Here is a 26,092-nt window from a genome sequence, read left to right on the forward strand (position 1 = left end):
GCTCAGGCGGCGCTCGCCGCGGGAGGCTTCACGGTGGCCATCTCCGACACGCACTGCGGCTCGTCCGACCAAAAGCGCAGCCACTCGGCGCGCAGCGCGCGGGCGTCCTGCCGGCCCAGCTCGATGAGGATGTCCGCGAAGCCTCCATCGAAGAGCAGGTACGACGCCAGGTCCGCCTCGTGCGAGGCCTCCCGGTCCACCAGCCGCAGGATGGCCTTGTGCGCCAGGCCCGAGCTGCGGCGGCGGAACTCGGGCGTGCGGACGTACTCGGCCGCCAGCGCGCCAATGTCCTTCGAGGGCCTCACCAGCAGCTCCCGCACGTAGCGCAGGGGCTGGCTGCGGTGGGGCTCCAACACCGCGCCGAGCGTCTGCGCGAAGCCCGGCCCGTACGCCACCGTCCCCGCCTCGAGGATGGCGTTGAGCCGCCGCATCCTCCCGAGGTCCTGATCCGTGCGGTCCATCATCAGCGTGTTGAGCATCTTGCCCATCAGGAAGGGCGCGGTCGCGAACGCCTGCTCGCGCTCCTGCTCCGTGATGCCCTCCACGCCCTCCGGCTTCCGGGCGCGGAGCGCCTCGTGCCGCAGCGAGACGACCACCACGCGCTGCGCTCCCAACCTCAGCGCGGGACTGAGCGGGACGTTGAGCCGGAGCCCTCCGTCCACGTGCAGCTCGTTCTGGATGCGCACCGCCGGGAAGACCACCGGAATGGCCGCCGAGGCCAGCGCATGGCTGGGGCAGATGCGCGCGGCTTGCGCCTGATAGGAGGGATCATTCCCCCAGGAGGGGATTCCGCCGCCGTGCCGCTGCACGAACACCGTGGCCCGCCCGCTGCCCACGTGCGTGGTGCTCACCGCGAGCGCATCCAGGTGGCCCTTGCGCAGGTTGCGGCCAATGCCCAGCCAGGGAATGCCCCGGCTCACGATCGCCCGCAGCCCGCGCGGATCCACCAGCCCGCCATACTGGAGGTCGCGCGGATGGGGCGCCGGCTTGCCGAGCGCCTCGCGCAGGACGCGGAAGATGTCCCCCACTCCCACCCGGAGCACTTCCTCCACCTTCATCCCCGTCCAGTGGGCCCGCATCCCCTGCCCCTGCAGGCGGGGCCGATCGCTCGTCGCCGCGAGGTAGCAGGCGTGGATGGCACCCACCGACGTGCCCGCGAGGATGTCCAGCTTCAGCTCCCGGCCGAGTTCCGGCTCCAACTCCTCGCGGAGATAGGACAGAACCCCGGCCTCATACGCACCTCGTGCGGCGCCTCCCCCCAACACAAGACCCGTCTTCAGCCCGGACATCATGGCCATGACCTCTCCTGAGGGAGAGTCTACGGCGGATGTGATGTGACAGGGAAAGGGGGCTCCCTCTCGTGGCGGCACATGCGCGCACGTCCGGGTGCGTCAACCGAAAGGCACTCCCGCCCGGACCGGCGAGCAGCCCGCTCCCCCAGGGACTATGTTGTCCCGGCGTGTGTTGTCATGGGCGCAAAGGCAACCGGACGAGCGTCTTGCCTCCAGTTCCCAGGGAGTCGAGCCATGTGGAAACAAGTGGGAGTCGTACTGGCCGTGTCGTGGATGGGCCTCGCGGCCGAGCGGGCCGAGGCGCGCTTCGGAAAGCGGCGCCCGGACTCGGAGTCATCCTCGCCTCCAAGCCCATCGACGAGCCGCCCCCACACGAGCAGTGGCGTGGGAGAGCCTCGCCCCCACCCCTCCCCTGGCCCCCGCCCCGATTACTACCGCCCCCGGTACAGGTATTACGGCGGCTACCCCGGGTATTACGGCTTCTACGCCTACCCCTGGGGACACTCCTACTACGACCCCTCCTGGGCCTGGCCCTACCTGGGTCCCTCCTACCGGTACTACGACCCCTACTACGGCCTGATGTGGCGGCGTCCGCCGATGCCGAGCCCGAGCGTGCGGGCGGAGAACGAGCCCGAGACGCCCGCCAAGGTGGACTTCACCGCCGACGCGGGCCTCGTCACGCAGGGCACGTCCCTGGGGCTGGGGCTTCAGGTGGATGGCCAGCAGCTCGGCTTCGGCGCCCGGCTGAACGTGTTCAGCCTGACCCCGGACGATGGCTCGCGGGGCAGGGACTACATCTCCCTGCTGTCGCTCAAGCCGAGCGTGCTGCTGGTATCGCGAGAGGCCCTGAGCGTGCGCCTGTTGGCCGGCATGGACATGGCCTTCGCCCCGGACGCCATCTTCGTGGGACCCGGCCTGGGCACGAGCGCGATGCTGCGCGTGGTGGGACCGCTCAAGCTGGAGGCCAGTGCCAGCTGGACGCCCCTCCCCTTCACCCAGCTCACCGGTGACGCCGGCGTGGCCGTGCAGCTCGGCGTGGTACGGCTGCGCGGGGGCTACCGCGCCACCTACCTGAACGACCAGGGCCGGGTGGATGGGAACGTCAACCGCGAGTTCTTCGCGGGCCCCTACGCCGGTCTCTCGCTGGGCCTCTGACGTCTGGCCGCTCGTGGGTTGTGCCCAGGGTCACCCTTGGGATACCAACCAGGTATGGAAAGCACACCCACCCCGGCTTCGCGCGAACGGTACCCGCCGCAGATCAAGTACATCATCGGCAACGAGGCCTGTGAGCGCTTCAGCTTCTACGGGATGAGGAACATCCTCACGATCTTCCTCGTCCAGTACCTGCTGGTACAGCACGTGCCGGACGAGGCCGCGCGGCAGGTCGAGGCCAAGGCCGTCTTCCACGACTTCGTCTCGCTCGTCTACCTGTTCCCCCTGCTCGGCGGATGGCTGGCGGACCGCTTCTTCGGCAAGTACCGCACCGTCCTCTGGCTGTCGTTGCTCTACTGCGTGGGCCACCTGCTGCTCGCCCTCTTCGACGATCACCGCCAGGGCTTCTACGCCGGCCTCTTCCTCATCGCCCTGGGCTCCGGCGGCATCAAGCCGTGCGTCTCCGCCTTCGTCGGCGACCAGTTCACCGAGCAGAACAAGGGCCTGGTCAAGGGCGTGTTCGCGCTCTTCTACTGGATCATCAACTTCGGCTCGTTCTTCGCCTCGCTGTTCATCCCCCTCACCTTGAACAAGCTCGGGCCCGCCGTGGCCTTTGGCATCCCCGGTGTGCTGATGTTCATCGCCACCGTCATCTTCTGGTTGGGCCGGGGCTACTACACGAACGTGCCCCCCACGGGCCACAATCCCCACTCCTTCGTCCGGGTGGTGCGCGATGCCCTCTTCCCCCAGCAGAAGGTGCCCGGCGCGAAGTCCTGGCTGGAGCATGCCTCCTCCGCCGGCCACCCCCCCGAGGCCATCGAGGGCGCCAAGGCCGTGTTCCGCGTCATGGGCATCTTCGCGATGATCCCCGTCTTCTGGGCCCTCTTCGACCAGAAGGCCTCCACCTGGGTCCTCCAGGCCCGGACCATGGACCTGACGGTGGGCAGCATCGAGATCGCCCCCTCGCAGCTCCAGGCGCTCAACCCGCTCATGGTCATGCTGCTCATCCCGCTCAACTCCTTCGTCCTCTTCCCCTTCCTCGAGCGGCGCGGCATCCAGATCACCCCCCTGCGCCGCATGGGCGCCGGCATGTTCATCACCTCCGGCGCCTACGTGCTCGTCGCCCTCATCCAGCTCACCCTCGATGGCGGGAACAAGATCTCCGTCCTCTGGCAGGCCGCCCCCTACCTCGTGCTCACCCTCGGCGAGGTGCTCGTGTCCGCCACCGGCCTCGAGTTCGCCTACAGCCAGGCCCCTCGCGAGATGAAGGGCACCCTCATGAGCCTGTGGAACATCACCGTGACCATCGGCAACCAGCTCGTCTCCCTGGTCGCCCGGCTCAACGTCTTCTCGGGCATGGCCGCCACGCTCTTCTTCTACTCGGGCCTCGTCTTCGCCGCCGCCATCGTCTTCGCCTTCATCGCCTCGCGCTACCAGGTGCGTGATTACTTCATGCCCGGCACCGCCGCCCCCGTCCCCGACCGCACCGTGCCCTCCTCCAACCCCGTCGGCGGCGAGCGCAAGGCGCTGTAGTCACGGTCCTCCCTGTCGGGCTCGAAGACTCGAGCTCGTATTCGAAAAAGAAGAGGGCCCCGGGTGTTTCCTCCCGGGGCCCTTCTCGTTGGAGCCCACTCCCCTCACCCCGACCCTCTCCCAGAGGGAGAGGGAGTGGTGTGGGGGTGGTGACTCAGTGGGCGTTTCAGGCCGCCTGGATGCCCGGCTTCGACTGACCGTCCGCCGCCAACTGCGCCGCCGGCTTCGACTCGTCCGCTCCGTGCATCATCCGCTTCAGCATCGGCGCGATCGCCAACAGCACTCCGCCCGCCGCCGCCGTGGCAATGGTGATGGCGAGGAACAGATCGAACTCGCCCATCTTCTCCGCGTAGCCGCCGATGAGGCCCGCCAGGTAGTTGGCCACCGCGTTCGCGATGAACCACACACCCATCAGCGCCGATACGTACTTCGCCGGCGCCAGCTTCGTCACCATCGAGAGGCCCACCGGCGACAGGCACAGCTCGCCCGCCGTGTGGAAGAAGTAGGCCGCCACCACCCACAGCAGCGCCGCCTTGCCCGACGCATCGCTCTGCTTGGACGCTCCCAGCATGAACACGAAGCCGAACGACACCAGCAGCAGGCCCATCGCCATCTTCGCCGGGATGGAGGGGTCCTTGCTCCGCCGGCCCAGCCCCGTCCACAGCTCCGCGAAGATGGGGCCCAGCAGGAGGATGAAGATGGGATTCACGGCCTGGAACCAGGTGGTGGGCACCTCCCAGCCGAACACGCTCCGGTCCACCTTCGCGTCCGTGTAGAGGTTCATCAGACCACCGGCCTGCTCGAAGGCCGCCCAAAAGAAGACCACGAAGAGCGCCAGCACGAAGATGACCACGATGCGGTCCTTCTCCTCGCGGGTCAGGGCCACCGTGGGCGCCGCGGGCGCACCCGCCTTGCGCTCCACCCTCTTGGGCGCCTTGCCCACGTCGCCCAGCAGGCGGTTGGAGAAGGCGAGGAAGATGACCACGCCGAGCGCCATGCCCACGCCCGCGGAGGCGAAGCCCCACGTCCAGCCGAACTTCTCGCCCAGCGTGCCGCACACCGCCGAGGCCAGCAGCGCGCCCATGTTGATGCCCATGTAGAAGATGGTGAAGGCACCGTCGCGGCGCGCGTCACCGGGCGCGTACAGCCCGCCCACCATCGTGGAGATGTTCGGCTTGAAGAAGCCGTTGCCGATCACCAGCAGGCCCAGGCCCGTGTAGAAGAGCGCCTCCACCGTCCCGGGCATCGCCAGCACGAACTGGCCCAGCATCATCAGGATGCCGCCGATGATCACCGACAGCCGCTGTCCCAGGTAGCGGTCCGCGAGGAAACCGCCCGCCACCGGCGTCAGGTACACGAGGCCCGTGTAGAGGCCGTAGACCTCCAGCGCCTTGGCCTGGGTCCAGCCAAAGCCGTGCTTCTCGGCGGCGCTCACCATGTACAGCACGAGCAGGGCGCGCATGCCGTAATAGCTCATGCGCTCCCACATCTCGGTGGTGAATAGCAGGTAGAGACCCTTCGGGTGTCCTCGGGTCTCGGTCGGGGCAGAGGCAGTGCTCTGGGCCATGCGCGGGTTTCCTCGCGAGTGGGGGGAGAGAGAGAAAAAGGCTCCCGGTTGTAGCAGAGTCCCACCCCACCTGTCAGAAAGGTCACGAGAGGCAACCGACCCTCCGTGCGCCGGTCCGACAGGACAGGCCCACGCCCCCGTGCATCAGGGGTGCAGCTTCTCGTGCCGCGCGAGCATCTCGACGTAGAGCGCGATGCGCCTGGCCCGGGTCTCGGCCTTCTTCACGGTCTGGAGCCGGAACAGCACGGCGTAGCGGTTCGTCGAGTCGAGCGTGGCGAAGAACGCGGCCGCGCGAGGATTCGCGGCGAAGGCGGCCGCCAGGTCCTCGGGCACGCTGGCACGGCTCGGCGAGTCGTAGGCCGCCTCCCAGCGTCCGTCCTGCTTCGCGCGCTCGACCTCGGCGAGTCCCGGCGGCTTCATCTCGCCCGCCGCGATGAGCGCCAGCGCCTTCTCGCGGTTGATCTTGGACCAGATGCTCCTGCGACCCCGCGGCGTGAACTTCTGGAGATACGCCGTGTCGTCATGGCTCCTCCGCTGGCCGTCGATCCACCCCCATGCGAGCGCCACCTCGAGCGCCTGCTGGTAGTTGACCGACACCACGCCGGAGGCCTTCTTGGCGATCTTCAGCCACACGCCGCGCGACGACGCGTGGTTCGACGCGAGCCAGGCCGACCACTCGCCCTGCTTCGCGAAGGAGACGATCGGCGTCTCCCCCTCGGCTGTCTTCTTCACCCGGGCCACCTAGGTGTTCCAGTGCGGCTGGGTGGGCCTGGCGTTGGAGAGCAGGGGCGGAAGGATGCGATCCGGGTTCGCCTCCAGCGGCATCCGGACCTCCACACGCGTGCCCTTGCCGTAGTCGCTGAAGATCCGGATGCGGCCTCCCTGGCGCATGATGATGCGCTGGCAGAGCGCCAGCCCGAGGCCCGTCCCCTCGCCCGCGTCCCGGGTGGAGAAGAAGGGCTGGAAGAGCCGGTCCATGTGCTCGGGCTTGATGCCCACGCCGTTGTCCACGATGGACACCACCGCTTCATTGCCCTCCCGCCGCGTGGACACCTTGACGACGCCGTCCGGCTTGATGGCGCGCACCGCGTTGTCCAGCAGGTTCACCCAGACCTGGTTGAGCGAGCCCGGATCTCCCCACACCGGCTCGGGGCACTGGTAGTCGCGATCCACCTTCATGTCCGGCGGCAGCCGCCACGAGAGCGCCTGGACGCTGGCGTCCAGCGAGGCGCCCAGGTCCACCGCCACCGCCTTGCTGCCGGTGCGCACGAAGGACAGCAGGCCCTCGGCCAGGCCGCGGATGCGCTGCCCGCACTCCTCGATGAGGTCCAACATGGCCAGGGCCATGCCCGCGTCCAGGTTGCCGCTGGTGAGGCTCTCGCGCAGCGGCAGCAGCGCGTTCATCAGGCCGTTGAGGGGGTTGCGCACCTCGTGGGCGAAGCCCGAGGTGAGCAGGCCCGTGGCCGCCAGCCGCTCGTTCTCCGCCGCGCGCACCGCCGCGTCGCGCAGGCGCAGCTGCGCCTCGATGCGCGCCAGCATCTCCCTCGGCGAGAAGGGCTTGCCCAGGTAGTCGTTGGCCCCCATGGTGAGGCCCTCCACCTTGGCGTCCACCTCCTGGCGCGCGGTGAGCAGGATGATGGGCGTGTCCACCGTCTCCGGCGCGTCGCGCAGCGCCGCCAGCATCTGCATGCCGGACATCACGGGCATCATCACGTCCGAGACGATCAGATCCGGCCGCTCCTTCAGGGCCATCTGCAGGCCCTCGTCGCCGTTGGTGGCCTCCAGCAGACGGTAGTAGGGCCGCAGCACGCTGCGCAGGAAGGCGCGGATCTCCGGCTCGTCCTCCACCACCAGGACGCGGGGCGCGTCCGGGCTGGCCTCGGCGTCCGGGGCGTCCGGCAGGGCATCCATCACGCTCGCGGACACCGGAGCCGCCGGGGCCAGCAGCGCCGTCAGATCCGAGCGGCGCGTGGGCCGGGCCACCTGCTCGCCCTCCTTGCCCTCGCGCAGATCCTCGCGCACGTGCGCGGCGCCCTTGGGCAGCCGGGCGTGGAAGGTGGAGCCCTTGCCCAGCTCGCTCGTCACCTCGATGCCGCCCGCGTGCAGTTCCAGCGTCTCCTTCACCAGCGCCAGGCCGATGCCCGTGCCGCCGAAGCGCCGCGTGCCATTGGAGTCCGCCTGGGCGAAGCGGTCGAAGATGACCGGCATGTCCTGCGCGGAGATGCCCACGCCGGTGTCCCCCACCTCCACGTGCACCCAGGTGTCGTCCTCGTACAGGCGCACCGTCACCGCGCCCTGGTTGGTGAACTTGAGGGCGTTGGAGACGAGGTTCTGGAAGACGCTCTCCACGCGCGGCACGTCCACCAGCACGGCCGACACCGGAGCGCCCTCCAGCTTGAGCCGCACGCCCTTCTTCTCCGCCGCCACGTGGAAGGGCACCAAAAGCGAGGACAGGAAGCCGTGCATCTCCAGCGGCTCGTAGCGCAGCCGCGCCTTGCCCGCCTCCATCTGCGCCAGGTCCAGCAGGTTGTTGATGAGCCGCAACAGCCGCGAGGCGCTGCGGTTCATCGTCTCCAGGTGCTGCAGGATGACGGGCGACAGCTCCCCCGGGCCCCGCTGCATCAGCGAGTCCAGCGTGAGGAGGATGAGCGTGAGGGGCGTGCGCAGCTCGTGGCTCACGTTGTCGAAGAACTCGCTCTTGAGCCGGTCCAGCTCCTTCTGCTTGGCGAGCGCCGTCTCCAGGCGGGCGTTGGCCTCGGTGAGCTCGCGCGTGCGCGACGCGACCCGGTCCTCCAGGGCCACGTTGATGCGGAACATCTCGTCGTAGCGCTGCTGCAGCTCCTCGAGCGACCCCATCATGCCCTTGGCCTGCTCGTTGAGCGCCTCGTCCTTGCGCCGCATCTCGCGCCGCAAATCCCACCAGTTGCCCAGCGACACGCCGGCCAGCCCCAGCGCCGCCACCGTGAAGCCCGCGGGCCCCAGCCCCAGCATGCTGGCCCCCACCCCACCCACCACTCCCGCCAACAGGCCCGTGTACCGGCCCCACGTCGGCAGCGGATCCATCCACCGCAGGTGGTAGCGGCACCCTTCCGCCCCCTGCACCTGGCACTGGCTCTCGTGCACCTCGGCCGGCGGCAGTCCCCAGATGGTGGGGAACGAGGAGAACTGCCCCATCCGCAGCTCGCAGATGTTGCGGTTGATCTCCGGCACGCGGCTCCGGTACTGCAACTCCATCCGGCCCCGCTCCAGACGGAGGATCTCGAAGTGGCCCACCCGGTTGAAGCTGGGCGAGAGATCGATCGTCTTGCGGTAGCACACCGGCACCGAGCCGAAGGCCCGGAGCATGTAATAGGCGAACCCCAGCGCCTCCGGCGAGGCCAGGAAGAGCCCCGCCTTGCGCATGAAGTGCACGTCCCCGGACTCCTTCACCAGCAGCTCGGCCAGCGACTCGAGGAAGCGCAGGGAGATGAAGTTGGTGGTCGTGCGCAAGTACTCCAGCGAGAGGCTGGGCCGGTGCCGGGCCCAGACGTCCTCCAGCCGCGCCACGCCGTACGTATGTTCGAAGTAGAGCAGCAGCGAGGCGCACGTCGTCCGTACGCTCACATCTGGCGCGTTGTCCGCGAGTGAGTTGTGCTCCTGCCCCACGTTGGCTGCCATCAAGGTCTTCGTCCCTCGGTCACCAGCCGGACCGCGAACTTCAGCGTGTCCGGCTCCATCAGCATCCGCAGGTAGTCACGGCAATGCCGCTGGTAGGCCTCACGGTTGGCGAAGGCCGGTGCCACCACCGGCTCGAGTGCCGCGAAGCGGATTTCCCAGTCCTGAATCATGCGAGCGTCCGCCACACCCGCGACCACATACTGTGGCAGCAGATGCACCCGCAGGTCCACCAAACCGGCCTGACGCAGCTCCGTGAAGAGCTTGCGCCCGACGTAGAAGTCGAAGCCCGTTTGACTCAGCGCGTCGATGAACGTCTTGCAGCTCTCCTGGAGGGCAGGCGAGAAGGGCCAGTTGCCCAGGCCGAAGCCGTCGATCTCCGAGAGCACCAGGCGTCCGCCCGGCCGCGTCACGCGGATCAGCTCGGCCAGCGCCGGGCGGCGATCCGGCAGGTACTCCAGCACGAACTGGCACCAGGTGAAGTCGAAGGCCCCATCGGGCAGATCCATGGAGCGCACGTCGCCCTTGAGGAAGCGCGTCTGAGCGCGCTGGGCGTTGAGCCGGGAGGCCTCCGCCAGCCGGTCGGGGTTGATGTCGATCCCCGTCACGTGGCCCGTGGGCCCCACCAGGTCGGCGATCATCCCCGAGATGAAGCCCGGGCCACACCCCGCGTCGAGGACGCGATCCCCGGGCCGGAGCCCCGCTCGCAGCAGCTTCTGGAGGGCCTCGTCCGACTGCTCCTGGACGATCAGCCGCCGCGTCTCGTCCTCCGACTCCATGATGTACATCAGGGGTCCTCCACTCCAGCCATCACATCCACGTCCGATTCTCGCACGAACCGCTCGAAAACGGACTTCCACAGCTCACACCACCTGCGGATCAACGACCGGTGGAAGATCCACTCGGAGAAGCGGCCCTGGTCCAGGAACCCGGCTTCCTGGAGCACCTCGACATCCTCCGTGTCGACGAAGCCGAGCGCGGACGGACGGCCGCGCTCCCGCGCATGCTCCACACAACGCTCGGTGAGGGACCGGACGGCCAGACGGGACTGGGGATGGGAGCGCTCGGGGACCACCAGCCAGAAGGCGTTGGTGGCCTCGATGAGGCTGAGCCCGGGAGTGCCCTCCTCCACGAGCGCCAGGGCCAGCGGGCCGGCCTCTCCGTCGACGACGAACATGCGCCGGTGGCGATACAGCCCGTGCTGGCGGAAACGCTCTCCGAGCACGTCCAGCTCCAGGCGGTCCGCCTCCAGATCCTCCCCCAGCACCCGCACCCACTCGCCGCGGGCGCGCAGGTGGTTCTCCAGCCAGACGCGATCGGCGTGCGTGGACTCGCGCACCGGCAACAGCCCCGCGGGCCGCTGGCGCTCGGTGGGCAGGGGCAGGCGCATGTAGTTGTAGTGCCGCAGCAGGCTGAGCCCCGGGCTGTCCATGACACGGGCCAACCAGCTGCCGAAGCGGTTGGGCCAGCGGTTGTCGCGGCGCCACGTGTAGCGGATGAACTCGATGTCCTCGAGGGCCTCGCCGAACTCGACGAGCGTGGTGCTCAGCTCGTAGGAGACCCACTGGTTGCGGTGGAAGCCGGGGAGCACGCACAGCTGCTGGAGCAGCCAGGTGCGCGAGTGGCTGCGCAGACCCGCCAGGTGGCCGATGGCCCGCTGCCCCTCGCGGAAGACGATGGAACGGCCGAGCTCCCCGGGGATGTACAACTTGCGATGGGCATCCTCCAGCAGCTCCACGTCCTTGCGCGAGTTGAAGGGGTAGTCCGGGTGGAAGCGGTAGCGCGCCGCCTCCATCAGCTCCCACAGCTCCTGGAAGGGCACGTGGCCACCGTTGATGGCCGAGGGGCAGCGCGCCGTGACGAAGGCATCGAGGATGCTGCGGCGCGCGTGCTCCGGGATCCGGGAGAAGCGGACCCCGGCGCGGAAGGGCCGCAGCTGCCCATCCGGGCTGGGCGTGCGCAGCATCTGGATGGAGCGGATCTCCAGCTGGCACTCGGCCTCGGAGCCGTCCGGCAGCAGCAGCGAGGCATCGAACTGGAGGCCCGCCGGGAGGATCTCGCACGAGGCATCGAAGGGAAAGGACAGGCCGCCAGCGCTCAGATCGAGCACCGCCCGGGTGGTGAGCTGCCCCGTCACCGGAGCCTTGAAGGAGAGCAGGAAGCGGTGGTCCGGCCCGGGCTTGAAGCGCGGCAGGGTGCGCCAGTTGCGCAGCGTGAGGCTGCGCGGGATGCGCACCATCGTCTTGCCGTCCGGGGAGATGTCCAGCAGGCTCCCCACGCCGGAGTAGCTCTGCCCGCCCATCTCGAAAGACAGGTGCACCACGTCGCCCACCGTGCCCGGCAGCAGCGCGGAGCCCTGGCCCCGCAGGATGGCGATGTCGTCCACCACGTCGATGGAGGGCGACTCGAGGCGGATCTGCATGGAGTGGTGGTCCGCCATCTGCAGCCAGAGGCCGATCTCCCGCCGCAGGGCCTTGCGCAGGGTGGAGATGACCTCGGAGGGCTCGGCCGTCGTCATCGAGGGAGCCTGGGGCGGCTGGTACATCGCCGTGCTCCAGGAGATGCCCAGCCGCAGATGGGGCAGCACGTCCCCCTCCCGCATGGGCTGGGCCCGCTGCACGTGCGCCCACGCCGCGCGGAAGATGAGCTGCCCCTCGCGCTCGATGTACACGTCCTGCAACGCCGTGCCCGGGGGCACCGCCGTGATGGGGACCTCGATGGGCAGCTGCAGCGTGGCCCCGAAGTTGCCCATCTCCAGGCACCGGGCCTGGTACGTCTGCCCGTGCAGCCCGAAGCGGACGCAATATGGGGTGGACAGCGTGACGCTGGCGCAGCCGCGGTACTGCAGGAGGTGGGAGATGGTCCGACCCAGCTCCGGCCCCGCCAGCGTGTCGTCGAGGATGCTGAAGACGTGGCCCTCGGCGGCGCTCTGCATGAGCTCCTCCAACCCCGCCGGATCCGTTTGGGAGCAGATGAAGACGCGCACCGCGTCAGGCGCGGACCGGTCCACCTCCCGCAGGAAGTGCCGGGCATCATCCGGCGGAGCGATGATCAACGCCGGGGCGACGTTCACCATCCGGAGCGCCGCCTCCACCTTGGACTCCACCGCCACCACACGATGCGAGGGGAGCGCGGAGGCGAGCGCGGCCCTCCTGCCCGCGTTGGGGTGCACCACCAGGACGTCTCGCATTGGGACACTCATGGACCCCTCCTCAGCAGGCAGGCCGCTCACCCGAAATCGGCATCCGGCGCTCGCTCTTCCGGGTACGGCCCGTACGCCCGTACCGACCCTCGCCCCTTCACTCGTGACGCGAGACAGCGTTTGCCAACGTCCAGCATCCAGGACACCAGGGGGGAGGGGGCTTCAACCGCGGCAGTACGGTCCTGGGAATATCTTAGCGGTTCCTGGCATGGGTGGCGTCAAGTGACCGTTGGCACACCGACGTACACCCGATGGACCGGGGTACCGCTCCCCCGCCTGGGTGCTCCTGGAGCCCTCGCCCCGGAGGGAACCTGGGATTCGTCCTTGGCCCGCCTCCGACACGCCGGTTAAATGAACCGGGAAGGAGACGTGATGGGCGCCGAAGTGGACTACGAGCGGGAAATCCAGGAACTGAAGCGGAAACTCAACGCCGTCATCCTCGCGCACTACTACCAGGAGAGTGAGATCCAGGACGTGGCGGACTTCGTCGGCGACAGCCTGGCGCTCGCCCAGGCCGCGGCGAAGACGAAGGCGGACGTCATCGTCTTCTGCGGTGTCCACTTCATGGCGGAGACGGCGAAGATCCTCAACCCTACCCGCCAGGTGCTCCTGCCGGACCTCAAGGCGGGCTGTTCCCTGTCGGACCGCTGCCCGCCGGTGGCCTTCCGGGCCTTCAAGGAGAAGCACCCCGACCACTTCGTGGTGAGCTACGTCAACAGCTCGGCCGCCGTGAAGGCGATGAGCGACGTCATCTGCACCTCCTCCAACGCCGTGAAGATCGTCAACCAGGTGCCCAGGGACAGGCAGATCCTCTTCGCCCCCGACCAGCACCTGGGCCGCTACGTGATGAAGCAGACGGGCCGCGACATGGTGCTGTGGCCGGGCAGCTGCATCGTCCATGAGATCTTCAGCGAGAAGCGCCTGGTCCAGCTCAAGGTGCAGCACCCGGAGGCCGAGGTCGTCGCCCACCCCGAGTGCGAGGAGGCCGTGCTGCGGCACGCCGACTACATCGGCTCCACCAAGGGGCTGCTGGACTACGTGCTCAAGAGCCCCAAGCGCGAGTTCATCGTGGTGACGGAGGCCGGCATCCTCCACCAGATGCAGAAGGGCGCCCCGGACAAGCACTTCATCCCCGCACCGCCGGACAACGGTTGCTCGTGCAACGAGTGCCCGTACATGCGGCTCAACACGATGGAGAAGCTCTACCGGTGTATGAAGGACCGGACGCCCGAGCTGACGCTGCCGGAGGACTTGCAGTCCGCCGCGCTCGCGCCGTTGCAGCGGATGCTCGAATGGTCACAGTGAGTCATTGACGCAGCGCGCCGTCTGTCGCGAGAGCGGCAATTCCGCCGCCGCGCCGTATTCGTGTCTTGCACCGGAGACGGCGCGGTGCGATTTGGAGCCATCGTGGGTTTCCGATTTGTCGCAATCCCTGGCCACCGCGTGGTGGCCCATCCCCAAGCACAGCCCTCGGACGAGCGGCTCGAACCGGAACTGCCTCCAATGCAGGAAGCGGTGGAGCGCGCCCTGGCGAGCGCCGAGTTCCGGGACGTGAAGGCCAAGGACCGGCTTCGCTCCCTGCTCCAGGGCGATCGTCCGCCCAACCTGGGCAGCCCCGGTTCCGGCTTCGGCCCCTGCGCCGTCTTCGCCCAGCCTCCCCAGGACCTGCCCGCGCTGCTGCGGCTGGCCGACGAGCTGGACTCGATGGCCAGGCGCGAGGCCGGCGAGCGTGCCCTCGTCTGGAAGTGCGGCGAGTGCAACGCGCGTTACGCCGTGCCCGTCGCCCTGGTGCGGCCCGTGTCCATCCGCTGCGAGCGCTGCGGCCATGCCGTGGAGCTCAACCCCAACCGCAGCCTGGGTGAGGAGTCCCTCATCGACCCCTTCCTCGGCGCCGTGAACAGCGCCCGCCATGAGCTGGCCAGCTTCTTCCGCGAGGCCATGGCCCGCGGTTGGCCCGTGCTCGTCGCCACCGAGGACACCAACACCTGAGGCACGGGCGCCTGGCCCGGTGACGCGTACCCTCACCCCAGCCCTCTCCCGAAGGGAGAGGGTGTTTGCTTGGTGTTGGTGGTGGTGGATGTCAGGGCGCGGCGCTACCGTGGGACGCGTATGCAACGCGTCATCCTCCAGCTGCTGCGCTGCCCCAGATGCCGTCGTGGCGGGCTGGCGCCGGAGCGGGACACCCCCGAGGTCGTCTTCGGGCCACTGCTCTGCTCCGAGTGTCATGCCAGCTACCCGGTGACCGAGGGTGTGGCGGATCTCGTGCTGGAGGCGGCCGCTCCCGCCCTGGCGCAGCGCGGCATGGAGCAGCGGCTCATCGCCCGCTCCTACGAGCGCTACGTGCGCCCCGCCCTCCAGCGCGCCCTCGCGGCCCCACCGCTCGACCGTGACAGTGAGTACCTGCTGTACCGCTCGCTGCTGGGTCAACCCGAGGCCCCGGTGCTGGACCTCGGCACCGGCACCGGAGTCTTCGCCCGGCGACTGGTGCGCGAGCCGGACATGCCACCCGTGGTGGGAATGGACGTGTCCCGGGCCATGCTCGAGGAGGCCGTGGACCAGGGCCACGAGGCCGGCGTGCGCGTGGACTATCTGCGCGCCGAGGCGCCCTACCTGCCCTTCCAGGATGGTTCGCTGGGGGCGGTGCTGCTCGCCCACTCGCTGCACTTCATCTCGGACCTCGGCAAGCTGCTGCTGGAGGTGCACCGCGTGCTGCGCCCGGGCGGACGCTTCGTGGCCAGCACCTGGATGCCTCCGGGCCGCGCCTCCTCCTTCGTCCAGCGCCGGGCCGGCCTCCACCCCCGCGAGGAGGAGGACCTCAAGCACGCCCTGTCCGCCGCCGGCCTCACCGGCTTCGCCCGGCTGCGGCTGCCTCCCCTGCTCGTGGTGAAGGCCGTCAGATGAAGACGCCGGCCGAGGCGTCCAGGCGGGCCTTCTGGACCTCGGGCGCGCGGCGCTCGGCCTCCAGGGGCTGAACCAGGTCGTGCCGCTTCTTGCACTTGGGGCACTCGCACGTGCCCTTCTTGCAGGTGCAGTCCGCCGCGCTGCTGCACTGGCACTTCGCGGCGTGCAGCTCGCCCGCCTTGTCCGTCTTCGCCGCAGCCGCCTCCTTCGAGGCCGCCTTCTCCTGCTTGCCCGGCTCCACCGCCGCGGGCGGCGCGTCGGCCTTCGCGTGGTGGCCCTCACAGGCCCCCGCCTCGCCCGCCACGAACAGCACGCCGCCCATCATCACCGCCGCCAGCGTCATCCCGATGTGCTTCATGCTCGACATACCTCCCGGGTCACTACCCGGAGACCAGATATCCCCTCGGGCTATAGCCCAGCCCCTCCCCCCTGTCCAAACCGGCCGGACCCCGCTGTCCACCCCCGCCCAGCAAGGCCTCCCCGTGAGCAGGCAAGCGTGGTGCTCGCGACGGCGGGAGGCGCCGCGTACAGTCCGCCCCACCCGTGTCCGCGCGAACCGATCGCCTCGTCTACGCCGCCGCCCTCGTGCTGGGGGCCCTGCCCCTGTGGGTGTCCTCGCACCTGCCCATGGTGGACCTGCCGCAGCACCTCCACCTCATCTCCGTCCTCCACCGGCTGGATGACCCCACCACCCTCTACCCCCGCCTCTTCGCCGCGCGGCACGAGCTGACGCCCTACCTCGGCTACTACTACCTCGTCAGTCTGCTCCAGTGGCTGCTCCCGTTGGAGCTCGCCAACCGGCTCTTCCTCTCCGCGTACGTGGTGGGCCTGCCCCTGTCGCTCGCCTTCCTGCTGCGGAGCCTCGGACGGCCGACGTGGCCCTCGCTGCTGGCCCTTCCGCTGGCCTACGGCGACAGCTTCGGGTGGGGCTTCGTCAACTTCCTCGCCGCGCTGCCCCTCGCCCTCCTGTGCTGCGGCCTCTTCGTCCGCGCCCTCACCGACACCACGCGGCGACGCGCCTGGGCCGCCGGGCTGGCCGTGTGCCTCACCGCCGTCCTCCTCTTCCACGTGCAGGCCTTCGCCTTTCTCGGGCTCGCCCTGCCCTGGCTGCTCCTCACCACGCGCGTCCCCGAGGACGGTGGCGCGAAGGGATTCTCCGCCCTCCTGCGGCCCCGGCTCGCAGCGCTCGCGGGCGTGGTGCCCGGCGTGGGCCTCTTCCTCGCGTGGGTGGTGCTGCGTCTGGGCCAGCCCTCCCAGGTGGAGGCCGGCGCGCCCTGGAGGGCCTGGGGCCCCATGCTCTCCCCCCAGAACCTGGCCTGGAAGAGCTTCGCGCAGAACCGCGCCGAGCTGCTCGAGGTGCTCGCCAACCTGCTCCGGGATGGCTCGGACCGCTGGCCCCTCTACGCCGTGGGCGCCGTGGCCGCGTGCGCGCTCGTGCTGGGCGTGGTGCGCGGGGAGTCCAGCGGGGAGGGCCTGGTGGCGCGCCTGCGTCTGCCGGGGCTCGTCGTCATCGCCCTGGGCCTCTTCTTCCTGCTGCCCTTCGACATCCGCGGCTACATCTACTACCTCAACACCCGGTATGCGCAGCTCGCCGCGGTGCTCGCCGTGGCGAGCCTCCCGCTGACCCACGTCGCGGTGCGTCGTCCGCTGCTGTGGGCCAGCGCCGCCTGCGCCCTGCTGCTGGCGCTCGTGCTGGGCCGGGGCTTCCGCGACTTCTCCCGCGAGGCCTCCGAATGGGATGCCCTCGTGGAGGCCACCGCGCCCCGGCCCCGCGTCATGGGGCTCATCTTCGACTCCACCTCGCGCGTGGTGCGCCACCCCGTCTTCCTCCACGGCGCCGCGGAGCTGGCCCGTGCACGCGGCGGCAGCACCAACTTCAGCTTCGCCCTCACGCCCCACTCGCCCCTGCGCTACAGCGGCACGCCTCCCCCCACCTTCCCCTCCGAGTGGCGGCCCGATGCCTTCGACTACGCCGCGCAGGGGCCCGCGTACGACCACTTCCTCGTCCGGGGCACCCACCCCTCGCGCATCTTCGGCGCCCGGCTCCAGCAGGAGCTCGCCATCGCCGCCCAGGCCGGCGACAGCTGGCTGGTGCGCCGCCGCTGAACGCTCGGACCCGGCAAGTGTGGGCCAGTGGTCGCCCTCCGGCGCGTCACGCCTCCTCCGGCCTCACCGTGCCGCGCGGAGTGCATTACATGTCGGTCCATGCCCACCAAGAGCCCCCACGATCCGCGCCCCCTGCTGGAAGCGCTCCGCTCCGGCACGCCCCTCCCCGACTTCGCCCCCGAGGTGGTGGAGCGCGCCCGTGGACTCGCCACCGAGCCCGCCTCCGCGCCACCCGCGGACGTCGAGGCCCTCCCTGAACCGCTCGCGGCCGCCCTCCTCGAGGGCGCGGTGCTCGCCGGCAGCCCCACCCTCGCCGAGGCGCTCGCGGGCTCCAGTCACAAGGCGCTCGCCAAGGTGGCGAAGAAGGCGCTCTACCGGCTGCGCTCCCGGGGCGTGGAGGTCTCCGAGCCAGCCCGTCCCGTGGCCGCGGCGCCCGCGCGTCCCGTGGTGTCGGGACCGGAGGCCCTGCCCGCCCTCCTCACCAGCATCGACGGCACCGGCGAGCGCGTCCTGGAGATTCCCCGCGCCCTGCGAGGCGGCGGGCTGGAGGCCATCCAGGTGCTGTACTCGGACGAGCGCGGCGTGGAGCGCATCCAGGTGGTGGAGCTCAGCCGCGGTGAGTACCGCCGCGTGGTGAAGCAGGCCACGAGCCCCGGCCCCGATGCCGCCGTGGAGCTCCCCCACGCCGAGGCGCTCGAGCGGCTGGCCGCCGCCGCGGGGTTGAACCTGCGCACGCGCACCGCCTTCCCCGAGGGCCTCGACACGGTGCTGCGGCACCTGGGCGTGCAGCCCCGGGACGTGCCGCTGGAGATTCCCCCACCGGAGCCGGAGGACGAGCGGCTCGCGATGGCCGAGGGCCACAAGCTCCACGACGAACCGGAGATACGCGGCTGGCTGCCCCCCGCGGCCGAGCTGGAGAAGCTGGCCTTCAAGGTGGATGAGCTGGAAGCCAGCCCCCTGGCGCTCACCCCGGCACAGCGCAACGAGGAGATCATCCAGGCGGCCCATGCCCAGGCCCGTGCCTTCTTCACGCCGCCGGAGCCGCGCCGGCTCTACGCCAGCCGCCTGTGGGAGATGGCCCTGCACTTCGAGCGGATCGGCAAGGAGCTCCCGGCCCGGGTGGCTCGCGCCGAGGCCCGCCAGCTCGCGCAGGGCCCCACGGAGCCCCCCTCCCGCTTCGCCGAGCGCCTCTACGAGAAGGCGCTGCTCGTCACCATGGCGGAGCGCGTCGCTCCTTCGACACGGGACAAGGTGGAGGCCCGGGCGCGGGCCCGGGCCGAGCAGCAGGCCCAGGCCGCGGCGCCGGAGGCCGAGCGCCGCAGCCCCGGCGGCATCATCCTCCCCTGAGGGAGGCCCGGCTCACGCCGACACGCGCGCGCGCAGCAGCAGGTCCAGGTTCTCCATCTCCCAGGCCTGGGCGCGCGAGTAGTCGTGGAAGCGCCGCTCGTGCTCCAGGAACTCGGGCGGGTGGATGCACCGCCGCCCGTCCTCGCCCCGGCGCGTGCGGTACACGTGGTGCAGCATCTCGTGGAAGACGATCCACTCCACGAAGTAGCGCGGCACCACGGGCTGATCCAACGCCGGGTGGATGCGGATGACGCGCGAGTCCGCCGAGTAGGAGCCCATCTTGATGCTCTTGCGCGGCCGCACGACGCGCGGCGCCGGCCCGTAGGTGATGGCGGCGTCGATGCGGCCCCGGAAGTAGCGCCCGTTGAGCCGCTCGAAGATGCGGCCCAGGTCGTGATGCTGCCCCACCGGCTCCAGCCGCATGCGCTTGCGCATCTGCGCCGGAGACACCCGGCGGATGTACGCCTTGTTGCGCTCGATGAACTTGTCCAGCAGCACGCTGGCCTCCGCGTCGCCGTTGCGCACGAAGTCCGCCAGCGCCTGGATGATCTCGTCCGGCGCCGCCAGGAACATGTGGTGCAGCCGCAGCCGCCACAGCGCCCGGTGGCGTTGGAACGTGAGCATCGTGTGCGTGTTGTCGTGGACCTCCACCGCCACCGGAGCGCGCAGCCGGGTGCGCAAGCGGCGCTCGAGCACGCGCCGCCACACCTTCAGCAACCGATTGGGCTCGGGTGCGATGGACTGCTCGCGGGCGATACGCCCCGCAGGCGAGCTCCGCTTCTTCGCCAGGTTCTTCTTCTTCACACGGGCCATAGACGGGGGGCGATTCTAAGGACCCGTCTGACACGTGTAAACGCGATGAGGATGGCGAATCCCTAGGAAATCCAACGGCTTATATCCACTCCCGCGTACCCTCGCCCACTTGTCCGCTGGAGGGGGAGCCCACCGCATATGTCCCCCTCGGGACCCCTACCGGCGGGCCTTGCGGCAGTCCTGCTTGTCCACCCGGAAGACCACGGGCCGGGTGGCCTGCTCGGGCACCTCCAATTCTCGGGACTTGAAGGTCCGTGCGCCGGGGCAGCGGTATTCGACGGTGTGGGAGCCAGGCGCCAGGTTCAGCACACCCGGCTTCACGCCCTGGCCGTCCACCTTGAGGAGCGTGCGAGCAAGCACCTTGAATTCCACGCGAACCTCGGCCGGAGGTGTGGGAGGAGGCGTCTCCTTGGCCTCCTGCTCGGGGGCCGCATCACCCGCCGCCAGCGCCTGGGCCTTTGGCGGCTCAACCTCCGGAGGAGCACCCACCGCCTGCTGCACGGTGGCCACTGTAGTCGCACCTGCCTGGATGTCGGTCTTGGTCGCACCCATGGCGGCGGCGGTCCCCGTCCCAGACTCGGGGGCGGAAGGAGGAGATGTGGGGGCCCTGCCCTCCATCAGCTCGGGGGGCTTGCGCAGGCCGGGCTTGGGGGCCGGCGCGAGCAGGAGCCACGCGGCCACCCCGGCGGCGACGAGCAGCAGCGCCATGATGGCGAACAGCACCAGGTTCGGGCGGCGCGCGCCCCGGGACGAAGCGGGTTTCGTCTCCGTATGGGTGTCGCCGTATCCGGACTCTTCGTCGTCCGGCTTCCTCGCCCTCTGGGGGCGAACCAGGTCCGCGGTGGCGGACATCTCGGACGTGAATTCGACCCCGGAGTCCTCGTCCTGGAACAGGGGCGCGGCTCGCCCGGGCTGCCGCCCGTTCGTCGTGGCCGGGGTGACGGAGACGGACTCCGAAATCTCATCGTCCACGGGAGGCGGAGGCCGGCGGCGCTCCACCGCGGAGACGGGGCCGGACGTGGCCGGCTTGCGCACGGGCGTGGAGCGCCGGACCGGAGTGGAGCCGGAAGCGCGCGCCGGCCGATCCTGCAAGGTGGACTCGCCCGTGGGAGCACGAGGAAGCGGGCGCTCCGCCGCGGTCACCACGCTGGACGGCTGCGCGCGTCCGGGCACGGTGCGGATGGCGGTGGGCTCCTCATCGTCGTCGTCGCCCAGGGCCCCGGCGGCGAGCATGTCGCGCGGACGGGCCATCTCCGTGGGCGCCTCGGGCACCTCGGCGGAGCCCGCGGAGGGCAGGTTCTCGGCGCTGCTGCGGCGCGTGGGGCGCGCGGTGAGGCCAGCGCCACCGCCAGCGGCCAGCGGCGCGGCGGCGGGGACGTTCTTCGCGATGGGGACGTGGAGGACGGTGCGCTCCTCCTCCTCGCCGAGCAGCCGCGCGATGTAGGCCGCCACGTCGTCGCTCCCCCGCATCGAGCCCGAGGCCAGCAGGGCCTCCAGGTCCGCCTGCACCTGCGAGGCGCGCTGGTAGCGCTGGGCGCGGTCCTTCGCCAGGCACTTCATCACGATGCGCGACAGCTCCTGCGGGTAGTCGTCGCGGATGAGGTGGGGCGGCGAGGGCGTCTCGAAGCGGATGCCGTAGAGGATGGCCTCCGTCGTCGGACGGCTGAAGGGCGAGCGCCCGGTGGTGATTTCGTAGAGCATCGTCCCCAGCGCGAAGATGTCCGCGCGGTGGTCCAACCGCTCCTGCATCACCGCCTCGGGCGACAGGTAGAGGAACTTGCCCTTGATGACGCCCGGCTTGCTGCGCTCGGCGAGGGCCTCGGCCTTGGCGATGCCGAAGTCCACCAGCTTCACCGAGCCGTCATAGGCCACCATGACGTTCTGCGGGCTGACGTCGCGGTGGATGAGGCCGAGGGGACGGCCATCCACGCCCTTGGAGTTGTGCGCGTAGTCGAGACCCGCGGCCACCTGGGCGCAGATGCGCGAGGCCACCGCGTAGGGCACCGCGGCGGTGAACTTCGTCTCCTCCGCGAGGATGCGCCGCAGGTCCGCGCCCTCGACGTACTCCATGGCGATGAAGATGCTGTCACCGATCTTCCCGAGCTCGAACACCTGGACGATGTTCGGGTGGTGCAGCTGCGCCGCGATGCGGGCCTCGTCCAGGAACATCTGGACGAACTCGGGCTCCTCCGTGAGGTACGGGAGGATGCGCTTGATGACCACCAGCTCGGACCTGGGGGGCGCCTGCGCGAGGAAGAGCTCCGCCATTCCCCCCATCGCGAGCCGCTTGATGAGGACGTACTTGCCGAAAGGGGTGGCGATCTGGGGAGAGTTCTCGGGAATGGGATCCCCCTGGGAATCGGGCGATGACAAGGCCTGGAGCTTCTTCCAGAGCCTACCCGCATTTACCACTTGAATGGTGGGGTGGAAGAATGTGGGAGACGACTGGCTAACCCCCCGCGTCCCACACACCGGCGAGGTCTCTGTCACAATCCTGAGGCAGGAGGACGTGGGTGAAGGCGTTACCGAAACCACCGTCTGGCAGTTCCGTCCCGGGCACCCGGCCCCCCGCCGGATCCTTGGGGCACGTGGCGAGGTCCTCGGTCCCCCCGTCCTGGCAGGGAACATAGGTGTAGGTATCCCACACGCCGCGGATGCCGTTGGGGAAGACGACGACGCCCCCGTCGCCGCGCACGAGGTCCTGCCAGTCGCAGCGCGCCGGGCCGCCGTCCGTGGGGCTGGGGCCGGAGGTGTTCCGGCTGCTCACCAGGATGCCACCCGAGACCTCGAAGCCGTTGAAGGCGGAACCATTCGAGAGGGCCGGGACGTGGGGGAAGGCGCTGGGCGAGGGGTCGGTCATCACCAGGGGGCCGGGGACGTACACGCGCGTGCCGAGGAGCTCCGGGTTGGGACGGAGCCAACCCCCATCCGCCGCGCCGAAGCCCGGAGGAGCGCGGTTGTCGGCGGGCACCGGCAGGGTGTCGATGAGGCGGATCTCCAACCGGCCCAGGGAGTTGTCGAAGACGCGCGGATTGGCGATGCGCGCGCGGTAGCCCTCAAGCTGCTCGTCGCCGGCCCCGGCCTGCATCCACCCGGTGATGTCCACGTACTGCCCCACCTGGGGCACGAAGTCCGTGGGGAGATCCGTAGGGGACTTCTCCACCCAGAGGCCCTGCGTGGGCCGGGCGGGATCCACCACCCAGAACCTCACGGGGGTGCCCGCGTCGCTCCGCGGGCCATGGTCCGGGGACTCCACGGTGTGGATGACCACGCCCTCGAGCTTGACCCGGACGCGTCCATCGAAAGGCGTCCTGCGGGCCTCGGCGATGGTCATCACCACGGTGGGCGGGGCGCCGGCGTCGGCCTGCATGCCGGCATCGCGCGGGGAGGCGCCACCATCCATTCCGGCACCGCCATCCACGCTGCACACCCCGGCACAGCCCGGCGTGCCGGAGGGGTCCTCGTCATCCGCCATGTACCCGCCACTACATCCAACGGCCAGGGCCAGGGGGGTGGCAACCAGGGCCGCCGCGCCGGGGAGCTTGCGCAGAGGAATCACGGTGACGTCTCCTGTGGATTTTCCGGCGCCGTCCTCCTAGAGAAGTCGCGCGCCTCCGGCCTCGGATGTCGGGTCTTATACCGGTGGGTCGCGGACCCCCGCAAGCAAGGGGCCAGACACCTCCGTGACACATTCGACCGGATGACGCCTCACGTGTTGGGTAGTCACTCCGACGTCATCTCGCAGCCCTGGGAGCCCCACCGCCATGCCCCTGCCAGCGCATCCCTTCTTCCGCGGCCTCTCCCCCACCCTGCACATCTCCCACCGGGGAGGCTCGCTGCTCGCGCCCGAGAACACCCTGGCCGCCTTCCGCATGGCGGTGGAGCGCTACCTCACCCGGATGCTGGAGACGGACGTGCACCTCACCCGGGACGGAGAGCTGGTGGTGGCCCACGACGCCACCCTGGAGCGATGCACGAACGGACAGGGAGCCATCGCGGACCACACGCTGGCCGAGCTCCAGAGCCTGGACGCCGGCTACTGCTTCACCCGGGACGGGGGCCGCACCTTCCCCTTCCGGGACCAGGGAATCCGCATGCCCTCCCTGCGCGAGGCGCTGCGGGCCTTCCCGGACCTGCACTTCAACATCGAGGTGAAGCCGGACGTGCCGGGCATCGAGGATGCCTTCTTCCAGGTGCTGCGCGAGGAGGGCGCCCTGGAGCGGGTGTGCGTGGGCAGCGAGCTGGACGAGGTGGGCGAGCGGATGGCCCGGGTGATGCCGGACGCGTGCCATTTCTACCCGCGCGACGCGCTGGCGGCCTTCGTGCTGGCGGTGCGGGCGGGCGAGCAACCGCCGGACGACCGGCGCTACACCGTCCTGGACATGCCCCTGTACTTTGGCGACATGCGACTGGTGGACGAGGCGCTCCTGCGCGCGGTGGACGCCCACGGCAAGTGGCTCAACGTGTGGACGGTGGACGAGCCCGACGAGATGCGGCAGCTGGTGGCCGAGGGGGTCGGTGGCATCATGACCGACAGACCGGATCTGCTGCGCCAGGTCTTGGACGAGCGGCAAAACCCGCGCTAAGCCCATGGCCCGTATGCCCCGCACTCCTCCGCGCAAGCGTGCTCCGAAGGCCCCGGCGACTCCCGAAGCCGCGCAGAACCTCGTCGTGCCCGAGCCGGCCCTGGCCTCCGAGCCGCCCGTGCCGCCTGCCCCCGAGGCTCCCGCGCGCAACACGGTGCGGCGCCTGCGCGCCCCGCGCTCCAAGCGCTTCGTGGCACTGGCGGGCAACATCGGCGCGGGCAAGACGACAGCAGCGAAGATCATCAGCCAGACCTTCGGCTTCGAGCTCTTCGACGAGCCCGTCATCGACAACCGCTTCCTCAAGGACTACTACGCCAACATGGGGCGGTGGTCCTTCACGCTCCAGCTCGAGTTCCTCATCCGGCGCGTCGAGCACCATGAGCTCATCCACTCGGTGAAGAAGAGCTGCGTGCAGGACCGGACGCTGTACGAGGATCCGGAGATCTTCGCCAAGTACCTGCACGGCCTGGGGCACATGACGAACAAGGAGTTGGACCTGTACTTCGAGTACTTCCAACGCCTGACGCGCAACCTGGGGAGACCGGACAAGGTCATCTACTTCGACGTGCCCAACCTGGACGTGCTGCTGGGGCGCATCCGGGAGCGGGGCCGCGAGGAGGAGAAGGGAATCGAGAAGGGATTCCTGCGAGGGCTCAACGGCTACTACGCGACCTTCCCCATGGTGTTGCAGAACAAATACGGAGTGGACTGCCTGGTGTTGGACGTGACCAACCAGGACATCCGCATCGGCCGGGGACGCGAGGAGTTCCTGGACCGGGTCTCCACCTTCCTCGCCTGAGGTTGCACGTGTCCGAGCTCGCCCCCAAGAGCCCCCGCGACTCCGAAGTGGTGATGACGCAGATGATCCTTCCCTCGGACGCCAACCCGGTGAACGCGGCGTTCGGCGGCAAGGTGATGGAGTGGATCGACGTGTGCGGCGCCATCGCCGCCCAGCGCCACTGCCGGCAGGTAGTGGTCACCGCGTCCATGGATGATTTGCACTTCCACGCCCCCATCAAGGTGGGCTGGAACGTGACGCTGCACGCGCGAGTGATCGCCACGTTCCGCACGTCGATGGAGGTGGGCGTGACGGTGACGGCGGAGAACCCGATGACCGGGGACAAGCACCTCACCACGAGCGCCCTGCTCACCTTCGTGGCGCTCACGGCGGACGGCAAGAAGGTTCCGGTGCCGCCGCTGAAGCTGGAGACGGAGCAGGAGCAGGAGGCCTTCCGCGAGGCCGAGCAGCGGCGTCAGGACCGGCTCGCGCGCAAGCAGACGAGCCTCACCTGGCAGCGCGTCATCAAGCCCGGCATCGCGGGCTGAGGTGACTGGGACAGGGGCGCTCAACCGACGGCGGAGGTGGGGAACCCCTGACCCAGAGGCTGGTTCACGGCGTAGCGCAGCTTGTCGTCACCACCGATGTAGATGACCCGGGGATCCGAAGGCAGGGTCGAGTCCTTGACGAATGCGGCCAGGGAGTCGTGAACGTAGGTATCGAAGAACTGGATGATACCCATGTCACGCAAGCCCTGCCCGCGCTTCTCGGCCTCGTACGCCTCGAGCAGCGCCTTGTAGTGCGGGCGCAGCTTGTGCCTCCCCAGGTACTTCGCGAGGCTCTGGATGGCGCGAGCGTCCTCCAGGAGCTGGGCGTCGTAGATCTTCAAGTAGTCCAGGAACGAACCATCCGCGCTGGGGAGCGTGTCCAGACGCGCCTTGAGGGTGAGGTACTCGTCCTTCGCAATGGATGCGAACTTCTCTTCTTTTCGTATGGCTTCCTGCTTGTGTCTCGCACCGTGTGAGTTCTTGAGCGGTAACCGTTCACCGCCCAGGCTCGGTTGATGAGGAGGCAGAGGGGAGGTGACCGGAGAAGTGGTGCTGGACAAGGGGACGGCAGACGTGGTGTAGCAGAAGCATGGCCGAGGTGGACCCCCGAGAC

The 26,092-nt window shown here is 69.7% G+C and carries 21 protein-coding genes; 10 read left to right on the top strand and 11 right to left on the bottom strand.

What is annotated here, in order from left to right; all coding sequences use genetic code 11:
* Nucleotides 1-2: 2 nt before the first annotated feature.
* A complete protein-coding gene (locus NR810_RS50160) occupies nucleotides 3-1,298 on the bottom strand; it encodes a patatin-like phospholipase family protein (RefSeq protein ID WP_257463276.1) in 1,296 nt (431 codons plus the stop codon).
* A 228-nt stretch (nucleotides 1,299-1,526) separates the two neighbouring features.
* Here NR810_RS50160 and NR810_RS50165 point away from each other — a divergent pair, with 228 nt between their 5' ends.
* Entirely contained in the window at nucleotides 1,527-2,447 is a 921-nt protein-coding gene (locus NR810_RS50165) for a hypothetical protein (protein ID WP_257463277.1), read from the top strand.
* A gap of 54 nt (nucleotides 2,448-2,501) precedes the next feature.
* On the top strand, nucleotides 2,502-3,977 hold the full coding sequence (locus NR810_RS50170; protein WP_257463278.1) for a POT family MFS transporter: 1,476 nt from the start codon (nucleotides 2,502-2,504) through the stop codon (nucleotides 3,975-3,977).
* 166 nt (nucleotides 3,978-4,143) lie between these two features.
* On the opposite strand, the gene NR810_RS50175 is transcribed toward NR810_RS50170, so the two are convergent.
* From NR810_RS50175 to NR810_RS50195, 5 genes are all read right to left on the bottom strand, one after another.
* A complete protein-coding gene (locus tag NR810_RS50175; protein WP_257463279.1) occupies nucleotides 4,144-5,544 on the bottom strand; it encodes a peptide MFS transporter in 1,401 nt (466 codons plus the stop codon).
* A gap of 144 nt (nucleotides 5,545-5,688) precedes the next feature.
* Complete coding sequence (locus NR810_RS52745; protein ID WP_257463280.1) at nucleotides 5,689-6,285, bottom strand: YdeI/OmpD-associated family protein; 597 nt, start codon at nucleotides 6,283-6,285, stop codon at nucleotides 5,689-5,691.
* A complete protein-coding gene (locus tag NR810_RS50185; RefSeq protein WP_257463281.1) occupies nucleotides 6,286-9,201 on the bottom strand; it encodes an ATP-binding response regulator in 2,916 nt (971 codons plus the stop codon).
* Nucleotides 9,201-9,986: a methyltransferase domain-containing protein gene (locus NR810_RS50190; protein WP_257463282.1), complete on the bottom strand. Its 786-nt coding sequence runs from the start codon at nucleotides 9,984-9,986 to the stop codon at nucleotides 9,201-9,203. Before NR810_RS50190 ends, NR810_RS50185 begins: the two co-directional genes overlap by 1 nt.
* Nucleotides 9,986-12,400 (bottom strand): PilZ domain-containing protein, encoded by a 2,415-nt coding sequence (locus NR810_RS50195; RefSeq protein ID WP_257463283.1) that lies wholly within the window; start codon nucleotides 12,398-12,400, stop codon nucleotides 9,986-9,988. The genes NR810_RS50190 and NR810_RS50195 overlap by 1 nt, the downstream gene beginning before the upstream one ends.
* A 372-nt stretch (nucleotides 12,401-12,772) precedes the next feature.
* On the opposite strand from NR810_RS50195, the gene nadA reads away from it, so the two are divergent.
* From nadA to NR810_RS50210, 3 genes are all read left to right on the top strand, one after another.
* The gene (gene nadA, locus NR810_RS50200) at nucleotides 12,773-13,705 is read left to right on the top strand and encodes a quinolinate synthase NadA (RefSeq protein ID WP_257463284.1); all 933 of its coding nucleotides are present in this window, start codon (nucleotides 12,773-12,775) and stop codon (nucleotides 13,703-13,705) included.
* 102 nt (nucleotides 13,706-13,807) lie between these two features.
* Entirely contained in the window at nucleotides 13,808-14,389 is a 582-nt protein-coding gene (locus NR810_RS50205) for a zinc-ribbon domain-containing protein (protein WP_257463285.1), read from the top strand.
* A 120-nt stretch (nucleotides 14,390-14,509) separates the two neighbouring features.
* Nucleotides 14,510-15,301, top strand: coding sequence for a class I SAM-dependent methyltransferase (locus NR810_RS50210; protein WP_257463286.1), 792 nt, complete (start codon nucleotides 14,510-14,512; stop codon nucleotides 15,299-15,301).
* Here the strand turns inward: NR810_RS50210 and NR810_RS50215 are convergent.
* Nucleotides 15,294-15,659 (bottom strand): metallothionein, encoded by a 366-nt coding sequence (locus NR810_RS50215; protein ID WP_257463287.1) that lies wholly within the window; start codon nucleotides 15,657-15,659, stop codon nucleotides 15,294-15,296. The genes NR810_RS50210 and NR810_RS50215 overlap by 8 nt on opposite strands.
* 185 nt (nucleotides 15,660-15,844) lie before the next feature.
* Here NR810_RS50215 and NR810_RS50220 point away from each other — a divergent pair, with 185 nt between their 5' ends.
* Entirely contained in the window at nucleotides 15,845-17,407 is a 1,563-nt protein-coding gene (locus NR810_RS50220) for a hypothetical protein (protein WP_257463288.1), read from the top strand.
* Nucleotides 17,408-17,506: 99 nt separating this feature from the next.
* On the top strand, nucleotides 17,507-18,754 hold the full coding sequence (locus NR810_RS50225; RefSeq protein ID WP_257463289.1) for a hypothetical protein: 1,248 nt from the start codon (nucleotides 17,507-17,509) through the stop codon (nucleotides 18,752-18,754).
* Nucleotides 18,755-18,766: 12 nt separating this feature from the next.
* On the opposite strand, the gene NR810_RS50230 is transcribed toward NR810_RS50225, so the two are convergent.
* From NR810_RS50230 to NR810_RS50240, 3 genes are all read right to left on the bottom strand, one after another.
* Nucleotides 18,767-19,567, bottom strand: coding sequence for a hypothetical protein (locus tag NR810_RS50230; protein WP_257463290.1), 801 nt, complete (start codon nucleotides 19,565-19,567; stop codon nucleotides 18,767-18,769).
* A 156-nt stretch (nucleotides 19,568-19,723) separates the two neighbouring features.
* On the bottom strand, nucleotides 19,724-21,940 hold the full coding sequence (locus tag NR810_RS50235; protein ID WP_257463291.1) for a serine/threonine-protein kinase: 2,217 nt from the start codon (nucleotides 21,938-21,940) through the stop codon (nucleotides 19,724-19,726).
* Nucleotides 21,941-22,016: 76 nt separating this feature from the next.
* Nucleotides 22,017-23,126, bottom strand: coding sequence for a hypothetical protein (locus NR810_RS50240; protein WP_257463292.1), 1,110 nt, complete (start codon nucleotides 23,124-23,126; stop codon nucleotides 22,017-22,019).
* A gap of 205 nt (nucleotides 23,127-23,331) precedes the next feature.
* Here NR810_RS50240 and NR810_RS50245 point away from each other — a divergent pair, with 205 nt between their 5' ends.
* From NR810_RS50245 to NR810_RS50255, 3 genes are read left to right on the top strand one after another with little or no spacing between them, the layout of a single operon-like run.
* Nucleotides 23,332-24,153, top strand: coding sequence for a glycerophosphodiester phosphodiesterase (locus NR810_RS50245; protein WP_257463293.1), 822 nt, complete (start codon nucleotides 23,332-23,334; stop codon nucleotides 24,151-24,153).
* A 13-nt stretch (nucleotides 24,154-24,166) separates the two neighbouring features.
* The gene (locus NR810_RS50250; RefSeq protein WP_257463296.1) at nucleotides 24,167-24,952 is read left to right on the top strand and encodes a deoxynucleoside kinase; all 786 of its coding nucleotides are present in this window, start codon (nucleotides 24,167-24,169) and stop codon (nucleotides 24,950-24,952) included.
* Between the two features lie 8 nt (nucleotides 24,953-24,960).
* On the top strand, nucleotides 24,961-25,479 hold the full coding sequence (locus NR810_RS50255) for an acyl-CoA thioesterase (protein WP_257463294.1): 519 nt from the start codon (nucleotides 24,961-24,963) through the stop codon (nucleotides 25,477-25,479).
* A gap of 20 nt (nucleotides 25,480-25,499) precedes the next feature.
* Here the strand turns inward: NR810_RS50255 and NR810_RS50260 are convergent.
* A partial coding sequence (locus NR810_RS50260; protein WP_257463295.1) for a hypothetical protein occupies nucleotides 25,500-26,092 on the bottom strand: 593 nt, incomplete at its 5' end.

Origin of the sequence: Archangium lipolyticum (assembly GCF_024623785.1) — a bacterium.
GTDB lineage: Bacteria > Myxococcota > Myxococcia > Myxococcales > Myxococcaceae > Archangium > Archangium lipolyticum.

Bases quoted from the DNA above. Each gene is read 5' to 3' on its own strand.
- NR810_RS50165 (WP_257463277.1), top strand. From the start codon at position 1,527: ATGTGGAAACAAGTGGGAGTCGTACTGGCCGTGTCGTGGATGGGCCTC.
- NR810_RS50210 (WP_257463286.1), top strand. From the start codon at position 14,510: ATGCAACGCGTCATCCTCCAGCTGCTGCGCTGCCCCAGATGCCGTCGT.
- NR810_RS50170 (WP_257463278.1), top strand. From the start codon at position 2,502: ATGGAAAGCACACCCACCCCGGCTTCGCGCGAACGGTACCCGCCGCAG.
- NR810_RS50215 (WP_257463287.1), bottom strand. From the start codon at position 15,659: ATGAAGCACATCGGGATGACGCTGGCGGCGGTGATGATGGGCGGCGTG.
- NR810_RS50175 (WP_257463279.1), bottom strand. From the start codon at position 5,544: ATGGCCCAGAGCACTGCCTCTGCCCCGACCGAGACCCGAGGACACCCG.
- NR810_RS50225 (WP_257463289.1), top strand. From the start codon at position 17,507: ATGCCCACCAAGAGCCCCCACGATCCGCGCCCCCTGCTGGAAGCGCTC.
- NR810_RS50230 (WP_257463290.1), bottom strand. From the start codon at position 19,567: ATGGCCCGTGTGAAGAAGAAGAACCTGGCGAAGAAGCGGAGCTCGCCT.
- NR810_RS50195 (WP_257463283.1), bottom strand. From the start codon at position 12,400: ATGAGTGTCCCAATGCGAGACGTCCTGGTGGTGCACCCCAACGCGGGC.
- NR810_RS50245 (WP_257463293.1), top strand. From the start codon at position 23,332: ATGCCCCTGCCAGCGCATCCCTTCTTCCGCGGCCTCTCCCCCACCCTG.
- NR810_RS50160 (WP_257463276.1), bottom strand. From the start codon at position 1,298: ATGGCCATGATGTCCGGGCTGAAGACGGGTCTTGTGTTGGGGGGAGGC.
- NR810_RS50250 (WP_257463296.1), top strand. From the start codon at position 24,167: ATGCCCCGCACTCCTCCGCGCAAGCGTGCTCCGAAGGCCCCGGCGACT.
- NR810_RS50185 (WP_257463281.1), bottom strand. From the start codon at position 9,201: ATGGCAGCCAACGTGGGGCAGGAGCACAACTCACTCGCGGACAACGCG.
- nadA (WP_257463284.1), top strand. From the start codon at position 12,773: ATGGGCGCCGAAGTGGACTACGAGCGGGAAATCCAGGAACTGAAGCGG.
- NR810_RS50190 (WP_257463282.1), bottom strand. From the start codon at position 9,986: ATGTACATCATGGAGTCGGAGGACGAGACGCGGCGGCTGATCGTCCAG.